General features: G+C 64.3%; 19 protein-coding genes and 1 pseudogene. 13 read left to right on the top strand and 7 right to left on the bottom strand.

Annotated elements, in window-relative coordinates; all coding sequences use genetic code 11:
• Position 1: 1 nt before the first annotated feature.
• The gene (locus tag ACPPVR_RS02000; RefSeq protein ID WP_426612623.1) at positions 2-787 is read left to right on the top strand and encodes a hypothetical protein; all 786 of its coding nucleotides are present in this window, start codon (positions 2-4) and stop codon (positions 785-787) included.
• A 156-nt stretch (positions 788-943) separates the two neighbouring features.
• Positions 944-1,327, top strand: coding sequence for a hypothetical protein (locus tag ACPPVR_RS01995; RefSeq protein ID WP_426612622.1), 384 nt, complete (start codon positions 944-946; stop codon positions 1,325-1,327).
• A gap of 73 nt (positions 1,328-1,400) precedes the next feature.
• On the opposite strand, the gene ACPPVR_RS01990 is transcribed toward ACPPVR_RS01995, so the two are convergent.
• Together ACPPVR_RS01990 and leuB are read right to left on the bottom strand one after the other, a co-directional pair.
• Positions 1,401-2,045 carry a DapH/DapD/GlmU-related protein gene (locus tag ACPPVR_RS01990; RefSeq protein ID WP_426612621.1) on the bottom strand — a complete coding sequence of 215 codons (645 nt, stop codon included), beginning with the start codon at positions 2,043-2,045 and terminating at the stop codon, positions 1,401-1,403.
• Between the two features lie 79 nt (positions 2,046-2,124).
• On the bottom strand, positions 2,125-3,237 hold the full coding sequence (gene leuB / locus ACPPVR_RS01985) for a 3-isopropylmalate dehydrogenase (RefSeq protein ID WP_426612620.1): 1,113 nt from the start codon (positions 3,235-3,237) through the stop codon (positions 2,125-2,127).
• Positions 3,238-3,371: 134 nt separating this feature from the next.
• Here leuB and ACPPVR_RS01980 point away from each other — a divergent pair, with 134 nt between their 5' ends.
• Complete coding sequence (locus ACPPVR_RS01980) at positions 3,372-4,574, top strand: YbfB/YjiJ family MFS transporter (protein ID WP_426612619.1); 1,203 nt, start codon at positions 3,372-3,374, stop codon at positions 4,572-4,574.
• Between the two features lie 63 nt (positions 4,575-4,637).
• Here the strand turns inward: ACPPVR_RS01980 and ACPPVR_RS01975 are convergent, their stop codons facing one another.
• The 4 genes from ACPPVR_RS01975 to ACPPVR_RS01960 all read right to left on the bottom strand — a co-directional run bounded on the left by ACPPVR_RS01975 (position 4,638) and on the right by ACPPVR_RS01960 (position 7,863).
• Positions 4,638-5,420 carry a molybdopterin-dependent oxidoreductase gene (locus tag ACPPVR_RS01975; RefSeq protein ID WP_426612618.1) on the bottom strand — a complete coding sequence of 261 codons (783 nt, stop codon included), beginning with the start codon at positions 5,418-5,420 and terminating at the stop codon, positions 4,638-4,640.
• Positions 5,421-5,434: 14 nt separating this feature from the next.
• A complete protein-coding gene (locus tag ACPPVR_RS01970; RefSeq protein WP_426612617.1) occupies positions 5,435-6,064 on the bottom strand; it encodes a cytochrome b/b6 domain-containing protein in 630 nt (209 codons plus the stop codon).
• Positions 6,065-6,242: 178 nt separating this feature from the next.
• Positions 6,243-6,797: a fasciclin domain-containing protein gene (locus tag ACPPVR_RS01965; RefSeq protein ID WP_426612616.1), complete on the bottom strand. Its 555-nt coding sequence runs from the start codon at positions 6,795-6,797 to the stop codon at positions 6,243-6,245.
• 304 nt (positions 6,798-7,101) lie between these two features.
• The gene (locus ACPPVR_RS01960; RefSeq protein WP_426612615.1) at positions 7,102-7,863 is read right to left on the bottom strand and encodes an SDR family oxidoreductase; all 762 of its coding nucleotides are present in this window, start codon (positions 7,861-7,863) and stop codon (positions 7,102-7,104) included.
• 100 nt (positions 7,864-7,963) lie between these two features.
• On the opposite strand from ACPPVR_RS01960, the gene ACPPVR_RS01955 reads away from it, so the two are divergent.
• The gene (locus ACPPVR_RS01955; RefSeq protein WP_426612614.1) at positions 7,964-9,493 is read left to right on the top strand and encodes a malonate--CoA ligase; all 1,530 of its coding nucleotides are present in this window, start codon (positions 7,964-7,966) and stop codon (positions 9,491-9,493) included.
• A gap of 158 nt (positions 9,494-9,651) precedes the next feature.
• On the opposite strand, the gene ACPPVR_RS01950 is transcribed toward ACPPVR_RS01955, so the two are convergent.
• Positions 9,652-10,512 (bottom strand): sulfite exporter TauE/SafE family protein, encoded by an 861-nt coding sequence (locus ACPPVR_RS01950; RefSeq protein ID WP_426612613.1) that lies wholly within the window; start codon positions 10,510-10,512, stop codon positions 9,652-9,654.
• A 519-nt stretch (positions 10,513-11,031) separates the two neighbouring features.
• Here ACPPVR_RS01950 and sdhC point away from each other — a divergent pair.
• The 9 genes and pseudogenes from sdhC to ACPPVR_RS01905 all read left to right on the top strand — a co-directional run.
• Complete coding sequence (gene sdhC, locus ACPPVR_RS01945) at positions 11,032-11,430, top strand: succinate dehydrogenase, cytochrome b556 subunit (RefSeq protein WP_426612612.1); 399 nt, start codon at positions 11,032-11,034, stop codon at positions 11,428-11,430.
• A complete protein-coding gene (gene sdhD, locus ACPPVR_RS01940) occupies positions 11,427-11,831 on the top strand; it encodes a succinate dehydrogenase, hydrophobic membrane anchor protein (protein WP_426612611.1) in 405 nt (134 codons plus the stop codon). The genes sdhC and sdhD overlap by 4 nt, the downstream gene beginning before the upstream one ends.
• 3 nt (positions 11,832-11,834) lie before the next feature.
• Complete coding sequence (gene sdhA, locus ACPPVR_RS01935; RefSeq protein WP_426612610.1) at positions 11,835-13,670, top strand: succinate dehydrogenase flavoprotein subunit; 1,836 nt, start codon at positions 11,835-11,837, stop codon at positions 13,668-13,670.
• A gap of 24 nt (positions 13,671-13,694) precedes the next feature.
• Positions 13,695-14,477, top strand: coding sequence for a succinate dehydrogenase iron-sulfur subunit (locus ACPPVR_RS01930; protein WP_426612609.1), 783 nt, complete (start codon positions 13,695-13,697; stop codon positions 14,475-14,477).
• Positions 14,478-14,666: 189 nt separating this feature from the next.
• Positions 14,667-16,820 carry an ATP-binding protein gene (locus ACPPVR_RS01925; RefSeq protein ID WP_426612608.1) on the top strand — a complete coding sequence of 718 codons (2,154 nt, stop codon included), beginning with the start codon at positions 14,667-14,669 and terminating at the stop codon, positions 16,818-16,820.
• 51 nt (positions 16,821-16,871) lie between these two features.
• A complete protein-coding gene (locus ACPPVR_RS01920) occupies positions 16,872-18,842 on the top strand; it encodes an ABC transporter ATP-binding protein/permease (protein WP_426612607.1) in 1,971 nt (656 codons plus the stop codon).
• A gap of 110 nt (positions 18,843-18,952) precedes the next feature.
• Positions 18,953-19,780 carry an FkbM family methyltransferase gene (locus ACPPVR_RS01915; protein WP_426612606.1) on the top strand — a complete coding sequence of 276 codons (828 nt, stop codon included), beginning with the start codon at positions 18,953-18,955 and terminating at the stop codon, positions 19,778-19,780.
• An 18-nt stretch (positions 19,781-19,798) separates the two neighbouring features.
• Positions 19,799-20,185, top strand: coding sequence for a VOC family protein (locus tag ACPPVR_RS01910; protein ID WP_426612605.1), 387 nt, complete (start codon positions 19,799-19,801; stop codon positions 20,183-20,185).
• A 71-nt stretch (positions 20,186-20,256) separates the two neighbouring features.
• Positions 20,257-20,493: pseudogene (locus ACPPVR_RS01905) on the top strand (hypothetical protein); the annotation flags it as partial.
• Between the last annotated feature and the right edge of the window lie 22 nt (positions 20,494-20,515).

The raw sequence follows: 20,515 nt of genomic DNA, 5'->3' as shown, positions 1-20,515 counted from the left end.
GATGCAGTCGCCCGAGGCCAGCACGGCCGCAACAACCCCCACCCAGATCCATCTTGCGCTCGCCAACTTCGCCGACGAGGTCGTCGGCACACTGGCGCGCCTGTTCGCCTATGTGGGTGTTCTGGTGCTGTTTGCCATCCTCGCACTCGCAGGGCTCGGCCAACTTCCAAGCTTCCGCGACGATGAGCCCGCCCAAAGGCCGGGCTGGAGCGTGGCCGACCGCTCGCATCCGGCCTTCGCCGTCAGCCGGCTTGATTCATTAGAAAAAACAGCCTCTTACGCCATCCTTCGGCACCCCGAAGGCGGCCGCAGGGACGTGATGCGCTGGGCGAGCGAAGCGGATAAGCCTTTGGCCGAGCTCGACATTTACCGGGAGGGCGGCGAATTCGACGTGACCCGTCCGGCAACCGCGGACCTGGCGATCCAGATGGGCCTTGATGCGGCCCAACCGCTCGAACAGGCCGGCCTGATCGACACCAAATTCGGCGCCGTGGCCCTGTTCCGGCCAACCGGCGCGACGAAGGGAGCTTGTCTCGACTACCTCAAGCGCAACGAGGAGCCGGCGCTCCAGATCTCCGGCTTCTCCTGCCAGGGCGATGCGCTGCCCGCCCAGCGCGCGGCGATCGCCTGCATGCTGAACCGGCTGACGCTGCTGACCTCGGGCAACGAGCCGAAGCTGGCGGAATTCTTCGCCCATGCCGAGCTCAAGCGCCGCTCCTGCGACACGGCGGGCTCGTCGGACTGGCTGCTGGGCGCTGCGAACGCACAATTGCGTGGAGCGCTTTGATTGTCATCCAGCTCAAGTGCCTGGTTTGCATGCAACTTTTGCGGGCGCGCACGATTATTCCGGCGTGGTGTGACCCAATTGACCTAGTTGCGGCCACCCCGGCCGGGCTAGTATGGAAGGGAAATCGATTGGCGGCTTGCCGCCGAAGGGGACGTGATGAGCTCGAAATTCTCAGCCGCGAATAAATTGGCGACATTGCTTGCGGCAGGCGCCGCGATTGCTATCGCCCTCGCGACACCGGCCTCGGCCGACACCAAGATCAAGCGTACTGACGATCGCGGCCGGACCTATTACGGACCGAGCGGTCCCAACGCAGTCTATCAGCAGGGCCGCACCCGCATCTATGTGAGCAAGCGCTCCTGGCTCGACGGCGGCACCGAGGTCAATCCGGGCGACCGCAAGTTCACGGACTATGCGTTTCCGCCGGAGATCGGCTACCCGACATTCGCGCGCGAGAACAACAACCGTCCAATCGATCGCCAGCCGCTCAGCACGCCGGCTGACGTTGGCGGGTACCCGCGGAATTTCCCGCTGTACTGAAGCGGACGTACCAACCGAATCGAAACGGCCGGGCTCGCTCCCGGCCGTTTTTGTTTTGTGATGGCTTCGCGCTCTACCGGCCAGGCGCGAGAGCCGGATCGTAGCGCTCGCAAAACTGCTCGATCGCCTCGGAGCGGAAATCGCCCAGACGTTCGAAGATGATCTCATCCCGCCAATCCCACCAGGCGATACGGCGCAGGCTGTCAGCGACTGAATCAGGAAAGCGCTTGCGGATGGGGCGCGCGGGAACGCCACCGACGATCGTATAGGGCGGCACGTCGCGGCTCACGACCGCGCCCGCGGCGATCACCGCGCCGTCGCCGACGGTCACGCCCGGCAGCAGAATCGCAGCGTGTCCGATCCAGACATCATTGCCGACGATCACGCGGTCGCCGCGGCGATCCGCGAAGAAGTCGCGGTCGCGCGTCGCGGCCGCATCGTAATATTCCGGGCAATAGGTGAAGCGATGCTGCGATGGGCGGCCCATCGGATGGTTCGGCGCACCGATCCGCACCGAGTTGGCAATGGCAGTGAACTTTCCGATTCCCGCGTCGGCGACCTCGCAATTCTCGCCGAGATAGGAGTAGTCGCCGAGCGAGGAATACTCGACGCGGGTGTTGCTCAGGATCTCGCAACGGCGCCCGATCTGCGCTTCGCGCAGGCGCACCGTTTCATGGATGATGGTTTCCGCGAGCCTGGGGCGATGCGGCGCGTCCATGAAGTGGGCTCCGATAGCAGGTGCCGTAGGGTGGGGTTAGCCGAAGGCGTAACCCACCCTACAATTGCGGTGCGCGCGGTTACGCGTGCAGCTTCTGCAATTCCTTCAGAATCGCTTCGCCCATCTGCGTGGTCGACACGGCCGTGGTGCCCTCCGACTTGATGTCGGCCGTGCGCAGGCCGCTGGCGAGCACGGCGGCGATCGCCGCATCGACCTTGTCGGCGAGCGCGCCCATGTCGAAGGAGTAGCGCTGCGCCATGCCGAACGACGAGATCATCGCGATCGGATTGGCGAGGCCCTGACCTGCGATATCAGGCGCCGAGCCGTGCACGGGCTCGTACAGCGCCTTGCGCTTCTTGCTCTTGACGTCGACCTCGCCGAGCGAGGCCGAGGGCAGCATGCCGAGCGATCCCGTCAGCATCGCAGCGATGTCGGACAGCATGTCGCCGAACAGATTGTCGGTGACGATGACGTCGAACTGCTTCGGCGCCTTCACCAGCATCATGCCGCCGGAATCGGCGAGCTGATGCTCGAGCGTGACGTCCGGATATTCGCGCTTGTGGACCTGGGTCATGACCTCGTTCCAGAGCACGCCCGATTTCATGACGTTGCGCTTCTCCATCGACGTCACCTTGTTCTTGCGCTTCCTGGCAAGCTCGAAGGCGACGCGGCCGATGCGCTCGATCTCATAGGTGTCGTAGACTTGGGTATCGATCGCGCGCTTCTGGCCGTTGCCGAGATCGGTGATGGTCTTGGGTTCGCCGAAATAGACGCCGCCGGTGAGTTCGCGCACGATGACGATGTCGAGGCCCTCGACCGCCTCACGCTTCAGGCTCGAGGCATCGGCCAGCGCCGGATAGCACATGGCGGGACGGAGGTTGGCGAACAAAGCGAGATCCTTGCGCAGGCGCAGCAGGCCGGCTTCGGGACGCACCTCATAGGGCACCGCGTCCCACTTGGGGCCGCCGACTGCGCCGAAGATGATGGCGTCGGCCGCAAGCGCCTTGGCCATGTCGCCCTCGGAGATCGACACCTTGTGCGCGTCATAGGCGGAGCCGCCGACGAGGCCGGTGTCGGTCTCGAATTTGGCGATTCCGGCCGCGTTGAGCCAGTCGATCAGCCGCTTCACCTCGCCCATCACCTCGGGGCCGATGCCGTCACCGGGGAGCAGCAGCAGTTTGTGGGTCGCCATGGTCGTTTCCTCTGAGATCGAATTCGGCGGGATTGCTAGAGCGGCATTGCGCGCTTGGCAAGACACCATTGCCGGGGAGCCGGCTGTGCAACGCGAATGTAGCCTGCCACAATGACGATGCCGGAGTACCCTCGTTGCACGCCCGAGACGACCTCGCTCAAGATCGCAGCCCCCTGTCCGACGCCCACCCCGCGCGGCTGATCCTGATCCTGTCGCTGGCGGCGACGGTCGGGCTCGGCATCGGCCGCTTTGCCTATGCGCTGGTGCTGCCGGACATGCGCGAGAGCCTGGGCTGGTCCTACTCGGCGGCCGGTTTCATGAACACCATCAACGCCGTCGGCTACCTCGTGGGTGCGCTGATGGCGTCCCGGCTGATCCGGCGCGTCGGCTGGTCGGCCGCGATCCGCGGCGGAACCCTGGCCTGCCTCGCCGCGCTCGCCACTTGCGCGCTGACCGGGAATTTTGTCGCGCTGAGCCTGGCGCGGCTGGTGCTGGGCATCGGCGCCGCGGCCGGCTTCGTGGCCGGCGGCGCGCTGGCCGCGACGATTGCGCAGTCGCGTCCCGAGCGGGCGAACTTCCTGCTCAGCCTGTTCTATGCAGGCCCCGGTGTCGGCATATTGTCGTCGGGGCTGATTGCGCCGTTCACGCTCCAACATTTTGGCCCGGGCTCATGGTGGATCGTGTGGTGGTCACTGACACTGCTCTCGGCGGTCATGACGATCCCGCTGTTCCTGGTCCGCATCGAAAGCAAGGCGCGCTTCACGGAAGCCAGTCACGCTTCCTTCGCGATACTGCCGGTGCTGATCTATCTCGCCAGCTACTTCCTGTTCGGCGCCGGCTACATCGCCTACATGACCTTCATGATCGCCTATGTGCGCGACAGCGGCGGCGGCGCCGCGGCGCAGGCCGCGTTCTGGAGCCTGATCGGCATCAGCGCCTTTGTGACGCCCTGGGCCTGGCGCGGCGTGCTGGCGCTCGACCGCGGCGGGCTTGCAACCGCGATCATCCTCGGCACCAACGCGCTCGGCGCGGGCCTGCCGATGCTGGGACATTCGACGGCATGGCTCGCGGTCTCCGCGGTGGTGTTTGGCGTCGCCTTCTTCGCCGTCGTCGGCTCGACCACCGCCTTTGTTCGCTTCAACTATCCGCGTGAGGAGTGGCCCACGGCGATCGCGGCGATGACGATCTCGTTCGGCATCGGCCAGACGCTCGGGCCGATCGTGGTCGGCGCGATCACGGATGCGCTGGGGAGTTTGAGTTACGCGCTGAATGTGTCGGCGGGGTTGCTGGCATTGGGGGCGGTGGCGGCGTTATGCCAGCGGAAGGTGGGGCCTTGATCCACGTCGTCCCGGCGAAGGCCAGGCCTTCGCCGGGACGACGATCAGGTCAACTCCGCGGCGCTAGCTCCCGCTAAACGAATTATACCCCTGGTCTTCCCAATAGCCGCCCTTGTACTCGTTGGTGACTTCCATCGAGATCACGTATTTCGGGTTCTTGAAGCCGAGCTTGGTCGGCACGCGGATCTTCATCGGGAAACCGTAGGCGCGGGGCAAGATGTCGTTGGCGTATTTGAATGTCATCTGGGTTTGCGGATGCAGCGCGGTGGGCATGTCGAGCGGCGAATTGTAGCCGTCCTTGTCGGCGCACTGGAACCAGACATATTTCGCGCGGGTATCGGCGCCGATCAGCTTGAGGAAATCGCGGAGCGGCGTTCCGGTCCAGCTTCCGATCGCGCTCCAGCCCTCGACGCAGATGTGACGAGTGATCTGCGTGACCTGCGGCAGCTTGTACAACTCGGGAAGCGTCCACGACTTCTTGTTGTCCACGAGGCCGCGCACCTCGAGCTTCCAGGCTTCGCCGTCGACCTCCGGCGCGTCGTCGAGATCGTAATAGGCGTTAAACGGGAAGGGTTTTGTGATTTCGCTCTCGGAAAATGTCGGCGCCAGCGCATCGGGATTGAAGATGAAGGACTGCACCGCATCGTTGAATTTCGAGATCTTCGCCAGCAGGGCGTCGGCCGACGACGAGTCGACGACGTCGCAGCCGGCGAGCAGCGTCAGCGCGCCGAGGCTGGCGCCGCCCGCAATGAAGCGGCGACGGGTAAAGTCCGGCATCGTCTTGATCGAGTCCTTGATCAGCAGCCGCTTGTCGACGCCGGGGATCAGGAATGAGCGTTTCGCCATGTTCTCCTCCCTCTCTAGCGGCCGATGATCATCGCGCGCAGGCTCTTCGGTACCAGCAGCGCGAGCGCGACGTGAATGACGAGGAAGGCGCAGATCGCGGCCATGCAGAAAAAGTGCACGTAGCGCGCGGTCGGATAGTCGCCGAACAGCTTCACCAGATAATAGAGCTGCACCGGCTTCCACATCGACAGGCCCGAGAGCACGATGAGCACGCCGACCGCGATGATGCCGGCATAGAGCGTGCGCTGTACGTAATTGTAGACGCTGAGATCGTCATGGCTGAGCTTGAAGGTGAGCGCGGCCCTGACGTCGTGGATCACGCCCGCCGGCGTGATCGGCAGCAGCTTCTTGCGGAAGCGGCCGGTAGCAAAGCCGGTAATGAGATAGGCAAGGCCATTGACCATCAGCAGCCACATCGCCGCAAAGTGCCAGAGCAGGCCGCCGCCAAGCCAGCCACCAAGCGTGTATTCGCGCGGAAAACTGAAGCCGAACAGCGGCGAGGCGTTGTAGATCTGCCAGCCCGATAGGATCATCAGGACCATCGCGACAGCGTTGGTCCAGTGCATGACCCGGACCCAGGCCGGCTGGATCGTCCTGGTCGGTGTGGCACCGATATGCTCGTCGACTGTGGCTAGGCTCGACATGGCGGTTCCGTCCTGTGAGATCGCGTTGACAATTATACGCCAGCCGCTGCGCGTTCGTTACGCCCGCATATCTGCGAATCTGGCGAGCAGCTTCTCACAATAAAGCGAGCCGGGGGGTACCCCCGACTCGCCTTGCCGTTCATCCCTGCTGAGGGGGACTAAACAGGGGTGCGCGGTGTTAGGTCGCCGGCATCAGCACGGTGTCGACCACATGGATGACGCCGTTCGACTGGTTGACGTTGGAAATCGTCACCATCGAGGTGCCGCCCTTGGCATCGACGATCCAGACCTTGCCGTCCTGCTTCTTGATGGTCAGCTCTTCACCCTCGACGGTCTTGAGCTTCTTGCCGTCGGTCAGGTCGGAGGCCTCGAGCTTGCCGGCCACGACATGGTAGGTGAGGATCTTGGTCAGGGTCGCCTTGTTCTCGGGCTTGACCAGGGTGTCAACGGTGCCGGCCGGCAGCTTGCCGAAGGCGGCGTTGGTCGGCGCGAACACCGTGAACGGGCCCTTGCCTTCCAGCGTCGGCACCAGGCCGGCCGCCTTCACCGCCGCCACCAGCGTGGTGTGGTCCTTCGAGTTGACGGCGTTCTGGACGATGTTCTTCGAGGGGAACATCGCGGCGCCGCCAACCATGACGGTCTTTTCCTCGGCGCGGGCGGGCGCGACGACGGTCGCGGTGATGGCCAGCGCGCTGAAGGCTGCGGCAGTGAGATAGGCAATGCGCTTCGACATGGAGAAACTCCCGATGATTGTGACCGGCGATCGCCGGATTTTGCGTTGGGCCAACAACGGCGGCTGCGACAGTTTGACGTGAGGCAGTAGCGCGTCGTTGGTCCGAACTACGGGACGGTCTGCGAAGCGGTTTCGAACAATAATTTATCGTGATGCGTGAAACTATGTGTGGGGTGCTTCGTGGGGTGCATCCGCACCGTCATCGCGGGGAGCGAAGCGACGAAGCAATCCAGACTGCCACTGCGGATACATTTCTGGATTGCTTCGCTTCGCTCGCAATGACGAGGGAACGAGGGACTGCCTTCTAGTCCCTGCTCAACGGCGTCTGGATGAACCCGCGATTATGCGTCGGGCTGATCAGGAGCTCGTTGATGCAGACGCGGGGCGGCATGCTTGCGATGAACGCAATCGTGCGGCCGAGATCTTCGGATTGCAGCATCCTGGCTTGCTCTTCCTCGCTTGGCACCACCGGGCGCAGCTTCAGGATGGGGGTCGCCACCTCGCCCGGCATCAGGCAGCAGGCACGCAGGCCGTTGACGCATTCGTCCATGTTGAAGGAATGGGTCAGCGCCAGCACCGCATGTTTGGTGGTGGTGTAGGCCGGGCCCGGCATCTTCGAGACGTGACGGCCGGCCCAGGACGAGACGTTGATGATCGAGCCGTCCTGCTGCTTGCGCATCGTCGGCAATACCGCGCGCATGCAATAGAGTACGCCGTTGAGATTGACCTGGACCAGCTTGTCCCAGCCCTCCAGTTCCATGTCCTTCCAGCTCCGCTTGGGGACATTGATACCGGCATTGTTCACGAGCAGGTCGATGCGGCCATGCTTCGCGACGATGTGATCGGCCGCCTTCTGGGCGTCAGCTGCGACCGCCACGTCCAGCGCGATGGCCTCGCCGACCCCGCCCGCCTTGGTGATCTTCGCAACCACGGTCTCCAGGGCGTCCTTGCGGCGGCCCGAGACCACGACTATCCAGCCGTCGGCCGCGAGCGCCTCGGCGCCGGCCTCCCCGATCCCGCTGCCGCCGCCCGTGACCCAGGCCACGCGTTTCCCGTTTTTGGTCATGCCAACTGTCTCCGTTGCTTCTTCGGGGCGGTTTTTGCTAATCCAGCCCTCGGTTTTGACCGGCCTTGTCTTACAAGCCTTGCGGTCGAGGAAATCTTGCATGAACCAAGCTGCCAACGCCAATTTGTTTTCCCGCCTGTTCGACGGCCTGGACGATCCCAAGCGCCTCGCGATCGAGACCCAGGACGGCGCCCATATCAGCTATGGCGAATTGATCGCGCGGGCCGGGCAAATGGCGAATGTGCTGGTCGCGCGCGGCGTCAAGCCCGGTGACCGCGTCGCGGTGCAGGTGGAAAAGTCCGTCGCCAATATCGTGCTCTATCTCGGCACGGTCCGCGCCGGCGCGGTCTATCTGCCGCTCAACACCGCCTATACGCTGAACGAGCTCGATTATTTCATCGGCGATGCCGAGCCGTCACTGGTGGTCTGCGACCCCTCCAAGGCGGAAGGGCTCACTGCGATCGCCGCCAAGGTGAAGGCCAAGGTCGAGACGCTTGGGCCTGACGGCAAGGGCTCGCTGACGGACGCCGCCGACAAGGCGAGCAGCGAGTTCACCACCGTTCCGCGGGCGAACGACGATCTCGCCGCGATCCTCTACACCTCCGGCACCACCGGGCGCTCCAAGGGAGCGATGCTCACCCACGACAATCTGGCGTCGAACTCGCTGAGCCTGGTCGGCTACTGGCGCTTCACCGACAAGGACGTGCTGATCCACGCGCTGCCGATCTACCATACCCACGGCCTGTTCGTGGCGACCAACGTGACGTTGTTTGCGCGAGCGTCGATGATCTTCCTGCCGAAGCTCGATCCGGACCTCATCATCAAGCTGATGGCGCGCGCCACCGTGCTGATGGGCGTGCCGACGTTCTATACGCGGCTCCTGCAAAATTCCGCGCTGTCGCGCGAGACCACGAAGCATATGCGGCTGTTCATTTCGGGTTCGGCGCCGCTGCTGGCCGAAACCCATCGCGAATGGTCGGCGCGCACCGGCCACGCGGTGCTCGAGCGCTACGGCATGACCGAGACCAACATGAACACGTCGAACCCGTATGACGGCGAGCGTGTGCCCGGCGCAGTCGGCTTTCCCCTCCCCGGCGTCTCCGTGCGTGTCACCGACCCTGCGACGGCCAAGGAGTTGCCGCGCGACGAGATCGGCATGATCGAGGTCAAAGGCCCCAACGTCTTCAAAGGCTATTGGCGCATGCCGGAGAAGACCAAGGCGGAATTCCGTCCCGATGGCTTCTTCATCACCGGCGACCTCGGCAAGATCGACGCCAAGGGCTACGTCCACATTCTCGGCCGCGGCAAAGATCTCGTGATCTCCGGCGGCTTCAACGTCTACCCCAAGGAAATCGAGAGCGAGATCGACGCCATGACGGGCGTGATCGAATCCGCCGTGATCGGCGTGCCCCATGCCGATTTCGGCGAAGGCGTCACTGCGGTGCTGGTCTGCAACAAAGGCGCGGAGATCAGCGAGACCTCGGTGCTGAAGGCGCTCGACGGCCGGCTGGCCAAATTCAAGATGCCCAAGCGCGTCTTCGTCGTCGACGAACTGCCGCGCAACACCATGGGTAAGGTACAGAAGAACGTGCTGCGGGATACGTACAAGGATATTTTCGCGAAGAAGTGAGGGGGCTTTTGTTCGCAGCTCTCAACCCCGTCATTGCGAGGAGCTCGCGACAAAATTGCAAAGCAATTTTGCGCTGATGCGACGAAGCAATCCAGACTGCCGCCGCGGAAAGATTCTGGATTGCTTCGCTGCGCTCGCAATGACGGAGGGTGTCGCGCTTACTGCCCGCCCGCCAAGCTCATCGCAAACCGGCTGCCGACGATAAACAGATAGCACCCGAACGCCATCTCCAGTGTCCGCTTCGACATCGCATGCGCGGCTCTCACGCCGAGCGGCGCAGTCACGAGGCTCATCGGCATCACCAGCACGGCACCGATCAGCGAGACGTAACCGAGCGCGAACGGTATTTGCAGAGCGGCTACGGTGGGATAGCTCGCCGCCGCAGGCCAGCCGGCATAGATGTAGCCGAGCGCGCCGGGGATCGAGATCAGCACGGCGAGCGCCGACGAGGTCGCGACCGCCTGATGGATAGGACGGCCGTAGAACGTCATCAGCAGGTTCGAGAACAGCCCGCCCCCGATGCCCATCAAGGTCGACAGGATGCCGACGCAGAAGCCGTAGGCGCGCATCAACGGGCCCTTCGGCAGATCGTCGCCAAGTTTCCAGGCGTCGCGCGCGAAGATCAGCCGTATGGCGGCCGAGTAAGCGACGCAGACGAACACGATCTTGAACAAGCGCTCCGGTGCGTAGCGCGCGACCACGCTGCCGACGACGACGCCGATCAGGATTGGCAGCCACCAGACGCGCAGGATCGACATGTCGACAGCGCCGCGCTTGTAGTGCGCCTGGAACGAACGGATCGAGGTCGGGATGATCACTGCGAGCGACGTGCCGACGCAGAGCGGCATCCGCACCTCGAGCGGCACGCCGGCGATGCGGAAGCATTCGTAGAACACCGGCACGAGAATCGCGCCGCCGCCAATGCCGAACACGCCGGCCAAAAATCCGGACAGCGCACCAACTGCGATCAGTAGCAGCGCGAGTTCGACCAGCTCCTTGATGTCAAGTCCTGCAATCACCCCTGACCTGCCCCGGCGACTGGTCGCAATGCCTCCGAGACATGCGCTCGGATTTGGCTGCGCGAACCTGTAGGCGATCTGATTTGTCCGGTCGACACACTGTGCCTCCCGTCGGGGGTGGGATGCAGGTTGCGCATATCCACCGTCAGGCGGGAAATCAGTGCGTGTGACGGAAATAGTTGGAGGTTGGTTCGCCGGCCGTGCGGGCTTGAGCGTCATGAACTGACTGGTTCGAACCCTGGACGACAAGCGACGGCTTATGGGCGTTCCAATAGTGATTTCAATGCGCCTCGACTGCCTCTCGAAAGGATGAATTTATATTCTTTTCTTCATTGGCAGACGGACACTCTGGTATACCAAGCCCCTGATTGGCTTGTTGCATCAACGCCGTAGTGCTGAACGCCGGTTCGATTTATGGCGATTTGGTGATTGCGCAGGCCAAATCGACTCCGTAAATAGAGCCGACCTTTCGCGATCCCCGCGTGCCCCCTGCTGGGCCGCCATCAACATCAAAAGCCCATGACCGCACGGATCGAACGACCTCTTTCCCCACACATGCAAGTCTACCGCTGGACGCTGACGATGGCGCTGTCCATCGTCCACCGTGCCACCGGTATTGCCCTCTATGTCGGAACCCTGCTGCTGGTCTGGTGGCTGGTTGCGGCGGCTTCGGGCCCCGCCGCCTACGCCCATCTGCAGGCCTTCACCGGCAGCATCATCGGCCGCCTGATCGTGTTCGGCTACACCTGGGCTCTGATGCACCATATGCTGAGCGGCATCCGGCACTTCGTGTGGGACCTCGGCTACGGCTTCAAGGCCAATGAACGCGAGGCCCTGACCTGGGGCGCGCTGATCGGCGGCATCGTCCTGACGGTGCTGATCTGGATCATCGCCTACGCGATCGGAGGTGGACGATGAGCACAGCCGAGACGCCGAAGCGCAGCATGCGCACCCCGCTCGGCCGTGTCCGCAATCTCGGCGCCGCCCATTCCGGCACCTCCGACTTCTGGCGCCAGCGCCTTACGGCGGTGGCGATGACGCTACTGATGATCCCGGCGCTGGTGATCATCATGATGCTGAACGGCAGCAATCAGGCCGGCGCCAAGCAGATCCTCGGCTCGCTGCCGGTCGCCATCATCATACTGCTCTTCATCGTCGCCAGCGCCTGGCACATGAAGATCGGCATGCAGGTCGTGATCGAGGATTACGTCCACAACGAGAAGCTGAAGCTCGCTTCAATCATGCTCAACAATTTCTTCGCGGCCGCGGTTGCGCTCGCCTCGATCTACGCGCTTCTCCAACTTTCATCCGGAGTGTAACCCATGGCCACAGAGACGAATGGCAAGGGCAACAGCGCTCCCGCTACCAACGGCAAAGCCTATCCGATCGAAGACCACACCTACGACGTCGTCGTGGTCGGCGCCGGCGGCGCGGGCCTACGCGCCGTAGTCGGCTGCAGCGAAGCGGGTCTCCGCACCGCCTGCATCACCAAGGTGTTTCCGACCCGCTCGCATACGGTCGCGGCCCAGGGCGGCATCTCGGCTTCGCTCGGCAACATGCACAAGGACGACTGGCGCTGGCACATGTACGACACCGTGAAGGGGTCGGACTGGCTCGGCGACCAGGACGCGATCGAATACATGGTGCGCAACGCGCCCGAGGCCGTCTACGAGCTCGAGCATTGGGGCGTGCCGTTCTCGCGCACCGAGGACGGCAAGATCTACCAGCGCCCGTTCGGCGGCATGACCTTGGACTACGGCAAGGGCCAGGCGCAGCGCACCTGCGCCGCCGCCGACCGCACCGGCCATGCCATGCTGCACACGATGTACGGTCAGTCGTTGCGTCACGCGGCCGAGTTCTTCATCGAGTTCTTCGCCATCGACCTGATCATGGACGACCAGGGCACCTGCCGCGGCGTCATCGCGCTCAAGCTCGACGACGGCACGCTGCATCGCTTCCGTGCCCAGACCGTGATCCTTGCGACCGGCGGCTACGGCCGCGCCTACGCCTCCTGCACCTCGGCGCATACCTGCACTGGTGACGGCGGCGGCATGGTGCTGCGCGCCGGCCTTCCGATGCAGGATATGGAGTTCGTGCAGTTCCACCCGACCGGCATCTACGGCTCGGGCTGTCTCGTCACTGAAGGCGCACGCGGCGAAGGCGGCTATCTCGTCAACTCCGAGGGCGAGCGCTTCATGGAGCGTTATGCGCCGTCGGCGAAGGACCTCGCCTCGCGCGACGTCGTCTCGCGCGCGATGACCATCGAGATCCGCGAAGGCCGCGGCGTCGGCAAGAAGAAGGACCACATCTTCCTTCATCTCGATCATCTCGATCCCGCGGTGCTGGCCGAGCGCCTGCCGGGCATCTCGGAATCCGCAAAGATCTTCGCCAATGTCGACGTGACGCGCGAGCCGATCCCGATCGTGCCGACCGTGCACTACAACATGGGCGGCATCCCGACGAACTATCACGGCGAAGTGCTGACCAAGAAGGACGGCGACGACAACGCCATCATTCCCGGCCTGATGGCGATCGGCGAAGCCGCCTGCGTCTCCGTGCACGGCGCCAACCGCCTCGGCTCCAACTCGCTGATCGACCTCGTCGTGTTCGGCCGCGCCGCCGCGCTGCGGCTGGCCGAAAAGCTCACGCCCAATGCCAGCCAGCCGGAGCTGCCGGCAAACTCGTCCGACCTCGCGCTCGGCCGCCTCGACCATTACCGCTACGCCTCCGGCGGCACGCCGACCGCGAAGCTGCGCGAAGGCATGCAGCATGTGATGCAGAACAATTGCGCGGTGTTCCGCACCGGCGATATCCTGAGCGAAGGCCAGAACCTGATCGAGAAGGTCCACAGCGGCATCACCGACATCGCCGTGTCCGACCGCTCGCTGGTGTGGAATTCCGACCTGATCGAGACGCTCGAGTTCGACAATCTGATCTCGCAGGCCGTGGTGACGATGGACTCCGCCGCCAACCGCACCGAGAGCCGCGGCGCCCATGCCCGCGAGGACTTTTCCGCGCGCGACGACCAGAACTGGATGAAGCACACGCTGGCCTGGCTGGAGGATTCCGGCAAGGTCAAGATCGAGTACCGTCCCGTCCACGACTACACCATGACCAACGACGTGCAGTACATCCCGCCCAAAGCGCGCGTGTACTGAGCGAACAGCGAAGGCCTTAATCGAATGGTTGAATTCGCACTTCCGAAGAACTCCAAGATCACCGGTGGCAAGACCTGGCCGAAGCCCGCGGGCGCGACCGAAGTTCGCGAATTCCGCGTCTATCGCTGGAACCCGGACGACGGCAAGAATCCGAGCGTCGACACCTACTACGTCGACACCCATGATTGCGGTCCGATGGTGCTGGACGGCCTGATCTGGATCAAGAACCACATCGATCCGTCGCTGACCTTCCGCCGCTCCTGCCGCGAAGGCGTCTGCGGCTCCTGCGCGATGAACATCGACGGCCAGAACACGCTGGCCTGCACCCGCTCGATGCACGACGTGAAGGACGGCGCGGTGAAGATCAACCCGCTGCCGCATCAGCCGGTGGTGAAGGACCTCGTTCCCGACCTCACCAATTTCTATGCGCAATATGCCTCCGTCGAGCCGTGGCTGAAGACGACCTCGCCGACGCCGCAGAAGGAATGGCGCCAGAGCCACGAGGACCGCGAGAAGCTCGACGGCCTCTACGAGTGCATCCTCTGCGCCTGCTGCTCGACCTCGTGCCCGAGCTATTGGTGGAACAGCGACCGCTATCTCGGCCCCGCCGCCCTGCTCCAGGCCAATCGCTGGGTCTCCGACTCCCGCGACGAGGCGACCGGCGAGCGACTCGACAATCTCGAGGATCCGTTCCGGCTGTATCGCTGCCACACCATCATGAACTGCGCCAAGGCCTGCCCGAAGGGCCTCAACCCGGCGGAAGCCATCGCCGAGCTCAAGCTCAAGATGGTCGAGCGGCAGATCTAGGCGTCGTTCATGCTGCGACCCCCGGCCCGAACGGCCGGGGCATTCTACGGCCGGCACGAATTTCAGTAAAATTCACCACATCCCGCGTCACGCGCGAATCGACAGAATACAACCCCCGGTTCACGCCATAAGCCGCTTCCGTCCCGGCGCGAAACTCAAGTAAGCTCGCGGTCTGGAACCGGAGCGACTGTGCAGGGTGCGCAACGCAATTCGCTGAGACTTTTGCAGTGGATGATGGCTGCATCCCTGGCGTTGCCGATTGCGCTGTTCGCGATCGCCTCCACGATCTCCTACAATTCGACGCACGATATCGCCGACCGTGAGATCGAGCGCACGCTCGACGTTGCGCATGAGCATGCGCTCAAGGTGTTCGAGACCATCGACCGCAGCCTCGCCGAGCTCAACGAGGTGGTGCGCGGCCTTCCCGACGACATCATCCGGTCACGCGAACCTGCGCTGCACCGGCGCCTGAAGCAGCTGAGCGACGCGCTGCCGCAGCTCAAATCGGCCTGGATCTTCGATGCGAACGGAAAATCGCTGGTCAACAGCCTCGTCTCGCCGCCGCAGGATCTGAGCTTTGCGGACCGCGATTACTTCTATGCCCATGTCGACCAGACCATCGGCACCTTCATCGGCGCCTTGCTGACGCCGCGCCCGCCCTATCAGGGTGCGCGCTTCTTCGGCGTCAGCCGCCGCCGCGACTCCGACGACGGCAGCTTCGCCGGTGTGATCCAGGCATCCGTCCTGCCGGAATATTTCGAGAGCTTTTACGCCAGGATCGGCTCAGATCCCGGCAGCTTCTTCGCGATGGGACGCACCGACGGCATGCTGCTGGCACATTTCCCGCGGCTCGATCATGAGCTCCGGCTCGATCCGAACGGCCCGGTCGGCCGGAACATCGCGGCCCATTCCGATCATGGGCTCATGACCGTCGCCTGGCCGTCCGATGGGATCGAGCGGCGCATTGGCTACAAGCGCGTCGCCGAATATCCGATCTATGTCAGTGCGGGGCTCGAGACCTCGGCGATCCGCGCACGCTGGCTCGCTACCATGAGCCAGCATCTGGTGTTCGGCGTTCCCGCGACCGCGCTGCTGTTCGTCCTGGTGGCCTTCGCGTTCCGGCGCACCCAGCATCTCCAGACGGAGGCTGCAAGGCGGCGCGAGGCCGAGGAGGCGCTCAAGCACAGCCAGCGCATGGAGGCGTTGGGACAACTGACCGGCGGCGTCGCGCACGACTTCAACAACCTCCTGACCGTGATCCGCGCCTCCGTCGACCTGTTGAACCGGCCGCAACTGAGCGAGGAGCGGCGACAGCGCTATATCACCGCGATCGCGGATGCGGTCGCGCGCGCGGCCAAGCTGACCTCGCAGTTGCTGGCCTTTGCGCGGCGCCAGACCCTGAAGCCCGAAGTGTTCAGTATCGGCGATCGCGTGCAATCGCTGCGCGACATGCTGGCCACGCTGCTCGGACCGGCCATCGAGATCGTCATGCGGCTGCCGACCGAGCCGTGCCTCGTCAATGCCGATGCCAGCCAGTTCGAGACGGCGCTGATCAACATGGCAACCAACGCGCGCGACGCCATGCAGGGCAAGGGAAGGATCGTCTTCACGGTGCAGGCGGCGACGAATGTTCCGGACACGCTCGCGCATCTTGTGGGCAGCCAGACTTTGGAAAATCCTGGATTTGTCTGCGTCGCCGTCTGCGATACCGGAATCGGCATTCCCGCGGCCCGAATTGGCCGCATCTTCGAACCGTTCTTCACCACCAAGCAGGTCGGCCAGGGCACCGGCCTCGGCCTGTCGCAAGTGTTCGGCTTCGCCCGGCAATCTGGCGGCGAGGTAACGGTGACAAGCGAAGTCGGCCAGGGCAGCACCTTCTCGCTCTATCTGCCGCGGGTGCCGGCGGATCTGTTGTCGCGGAGCCAGGCGCCGACCACGGCGCCGGCTGTCGCCGGCAGCGGCATGTCCGTGCTGGTGGTGGAGGACAATATCGAGCTCGGCAATTTCGCAGCCGATGGTCTCACCGAACTCGGCTACAGCGTCACGCTGGTCGACAATGCCACCGACGCGCTCGCCGAGATGGTCGTCGACGCAGATCGATTCGACGTCGTGTTCTCCGACGTCGTCATGCCGGGGATGACCGGGCTCGATCTCGCGCAGGCAATCCGCGATCGCAGCATCGGCGTGCCGGTCGTGCTGACCACAGGCTACAGCCAGGCGCTATCACAGGACGGCAGCCACGGCTTCGAGCTCGTGCAAAAGCCCTACTCCATCGACGAGCTGTCGCGCGTGCTGCATCAGGCCGCGCGGCTGCGGCGGGTGCGCGACGGCGCTGCCGAGTGATTCGCGCCGGAACTCGCGGGAACCGTTTGATTTCTTTTGCGTTATCCGGCCATGCAAAAACGGGCCAGAAAGCGCGAACAGGATAAGCAGCAGGGCAAGAAGCCGCCCATTGTCGAGATCACCGGCGAGAATGGCGAGGACGTCGCGCCGCCGCCGCCCGAGCTGGTCGAGCCCGATCATGAGCTGTCGGCTGAAGAGGCCGAGCAGGCGCGCAAGGATTATCTCCTCACCCGTTTCTGGATCAGCGCGCGTGGCTTCTGGGCCCGCAATGGAGACCGGCTCGCGTGGGCCTACTCGATCGGCCTCGGTATGCTGATCGTTCTCACGGTCGGTTTCCAATACGGCATCAATGTTTGGAATCGCGCGATCTTCGATGCAATCGAGAAGCGCGATGCCGCGAGCGTCTTCCATCTCTCCGCGGTATTCTTCCCGCTCGCGATCGGCAGCATCGTGCTCGGCGTCGCGCAGGTGTTCGCCCGCATGGGCATCCAGCGACGCTGGCGTGCATGGCTCACCGCAAGCGTGTTGACGCGCTGGCTCAAGAACGGCCGCTATTACCAGCTCAACCTAGTCGGCGGCGACCACAAGAATCCGGAATACCGGATCGCCGAGGACTTGCGCGTTGCGACGGACTCGCCGGTCGACTTCCTGGCCGGCGTGACTTCGGCGCTGCTGTCGGCGGCGACCTTCATCGTCGTGCTCTGGACCATCGGCGGCGCGCTCACGGTCACGCTCGGCAGCTCGGTGATCACCATTCCCGGCTTCCTTGTGATCGCCGCAGTGCTCTATGCGGGAATCGCCTCGGGCTCGATCCTGGTGATCGGCCGGCGCTTCGTGCAGGTCTCCGAGGACAAGAACCAGGCCGAGGCCGATTTCCGCTACACGCTGACGCGCGTGCGCGAGAACGGCGAAAGCATCGCGCTGCTCGGCGGCGAGGGCGAGGAACGCGGCGGCATCGATCGCAATTTCACCAGCGTGCTGCGGCAATGGGCGCGGCTCGCCGGGCAGCACATGCGCACGACGCTGGTGTCGCAGGGCTCGAGCCTGGTTGCGCCGGTCGTGCCGCTGCTGTTGTGCGCGCCAAAATTCCTCGACGGCAGCATGACGCTCGGTCAGGTGATGCAGGCGGCTTCCGCCTTCACCATCGTGCAGAGCGCGTTCGGCTGGCTGGTCGACAATTATCCGCGGTTGGCCGACTGGAACGCCTGCGCGCGCCGCATCGCCTCGCTGATGATGTCGCTCGATGGCCTCGAGCGCGCCGAGCAGGGCGACGGCCTCGGCCGCATCAAGCGCGGCGAGACCAGTAACGACGCGATGCTGGAGCTGAATGACCTCTCCGTCACGCTCGACGACGGCACCGCGGTCGTCGGCGAGACCGAGGTGGTGGTCGCGCCCGGCGAGCGGCTGCTTGTCGCCGGCGAATCCGGCACCGGCAAGAGCACGCTGGTGCGCGCCATTGCGGGGCTGTGGCCCTGGGGCGGCGGCAGCGTTAATTTCCATCCCGACCGCCGTCTGTTCATGCTGCCGCAGCGGCCCTACGTGCCCTCCGGCAGCTTGCGCCGCGCCGTCGCCTACCCCGGCGCCGAGGATGACTGGACTGTCGAGGAGATCGGGGAGGCCCTGCACAAGGTCGGGCTCGATCATCTCAAGGAGAAGATCGAGGAAGACGGGCCGTGGGACCAGACGCTGTCCGGCGGCGAGAAGCAGCGCCTCGCCTTCGCGCGGCTGCTGCTGCACAACCCCGACATCGTCGTGCTCGATGAAGCGACCTCGGCGCTCGACGAGAAGAGCCAGGACGAGATGATGAAGATGGTCACCGACGAGCTGCCGAAGGCGACCATCGTCAGTGTCGCCCACCGCGTCGAGCTGGAAGCGTTCCACAGCCGCAAGATCGTGCTGGAACGCCGCAAGGGCGGCGCCAAACTCGTCAGCGACATCGACCTGATCCCGCGCAAGGGTAAACGCAAGCTGCTCGGCCGCTTCCTGCGCCAGCGCAAGCCGGTCGCCAAAAAGGCGGCGTGAGGCTCGTTGTCTCTCTCCTCGCCGTCCCGGCCTCAGCCGGAACGACACTGAGATTGGAGTCCCCGGCAAAACCGGCTATGCATGCGCCGCTTGCAACGAGGACCGCCTGCTTGACGCCAGACAACGCCCCTTCGTCCGCGCCATTCGGCGCGTTTGCGCCGACTGCGGCGCAGGCCGCGATCATTCGTCTTGCACAACGCTCTAGGCTGAAGCGCGGCGCATTCCGTCCATGGATGTCGCGGCTGGTCAATCTGCTGCGTCGCGGCCCGGTCGACGTGCAGTATCAGGGCGCCTCGTTCCGCTTCTATCACCAGGGGAGCGCCACCGAGCGCGGCGCGCTGTTCAATCCCGACTACAATCTCGACGAGCTCGACTTCCTGCGCCAGCACACAAAGGCGGGCGGCGTGTTCGTCGATGTCGGCGCCAATGTCGGTACCTTTGCGCTGGTGATGGCGCGGCAGGTCGGTCCCACCGGCAAGGTGATCGCGATCGAGCCGCATCCGATGACGTTTGGACGACTCACCTTCAATCACACCGCATCGAAAGCGACGCAGGTGCGCCTGGTGCAGGCTGCCGCCGGCGACAGCGACGGCGAGCTGATGATCGAGAGCGGCGGCGGCAATCTCGGTGCGACGCACGTCGTCACCGGCACGGCCAGCGCCGAGGCGATCAAGGTGCCGTCGCTGCGGCTGACGCGCATTCTCGACGAGGCCGGCGTCACCGAGGTCGATTCGCTCAAGATCGACGTCGAAGGCTTTGAGGACCGCGTGCTGATCGGCTTCTTCCGCGACGCGCCGCAATCGCTGTGGCCGCGCGCGGTCGTGATCGAGCATCTGTCACAAAACGAATGGCGGGACGATTGTATTGCTGACATGGTCGCGCGCGGCTTTACGATTGCGCGCAAGACGCGGAGCAATACGTTCCTGTCACGCCGATGACGAACAACGGAGGTTGCGATGATCGACCATTTGGGTTTCTCCGTTTCCGACTACGAGCGCGCGAAGGCGTTCTACGCCAAGGCACTAGCGCCGCTCGGCTACAGCCTGATCATGGAGGTCACGGCTCAGCAGACCGGCCACGATCCGGCCGCAGGCTTCGGCGCCGACGGCAAGCCGGACTTCTGGATCGGCGGCGAGGGCGCGATGAACAAGCCCGTGCATGTCGCGATTGTGGCTAAGGACCGCGCCACGGTCGATGCCTTCTACAAGGCGGCGATCGCGGCAGGCGGCCGCGACAACGGGCCGCCCGGCATCCGCGCGCATTATCATGCGAACTACTACGGCGCGTTCGTGCGCGATCCCGACGGCCACAACATCGAGGCCGTCTGCCACGCGCCCGAATAGGACGACGCGACAAGGAACATCGGCGCAGCATCATCGTTGTCGATCGCTGGACAACTGATTCGATGATGCCGATGCCGATCGAACCGCCCGAGATACCGCCGTCGACACCCGGCACGCCGACCGAGCCCCCGCCCGCAATTCCGCCGGGCAATCCGCAGCCTGAAATCGCGCCGCCGGTGCGCGAGCCCGGCGAATCACCTCGGCCTGATGAATTGCCGGGCCACATGCCTGAAGAGATTCCATCGCGCGGACCGAGCGGACCGCTCACGCCAAATCCCGCAACGGATGCCAATTCGTCGCAGGGTCGCATCAGAGGCGAAGCATCACATG

Source organism: Bradyrhizobium sp. McL0616, from assembly GCF_049993385.1.
In the GTDB taxonomy this organism is placed as follows: Bacteria; Pseudomonadota; Alphaproteobacteria; order Rhizobiales; family Xanthobacteraceae; genus Bradyrhizobium.
Note: the sequence above shows the minus strand (reverse complement) of the source record. Positions and strands in the feature narration are given on the sequence as shown.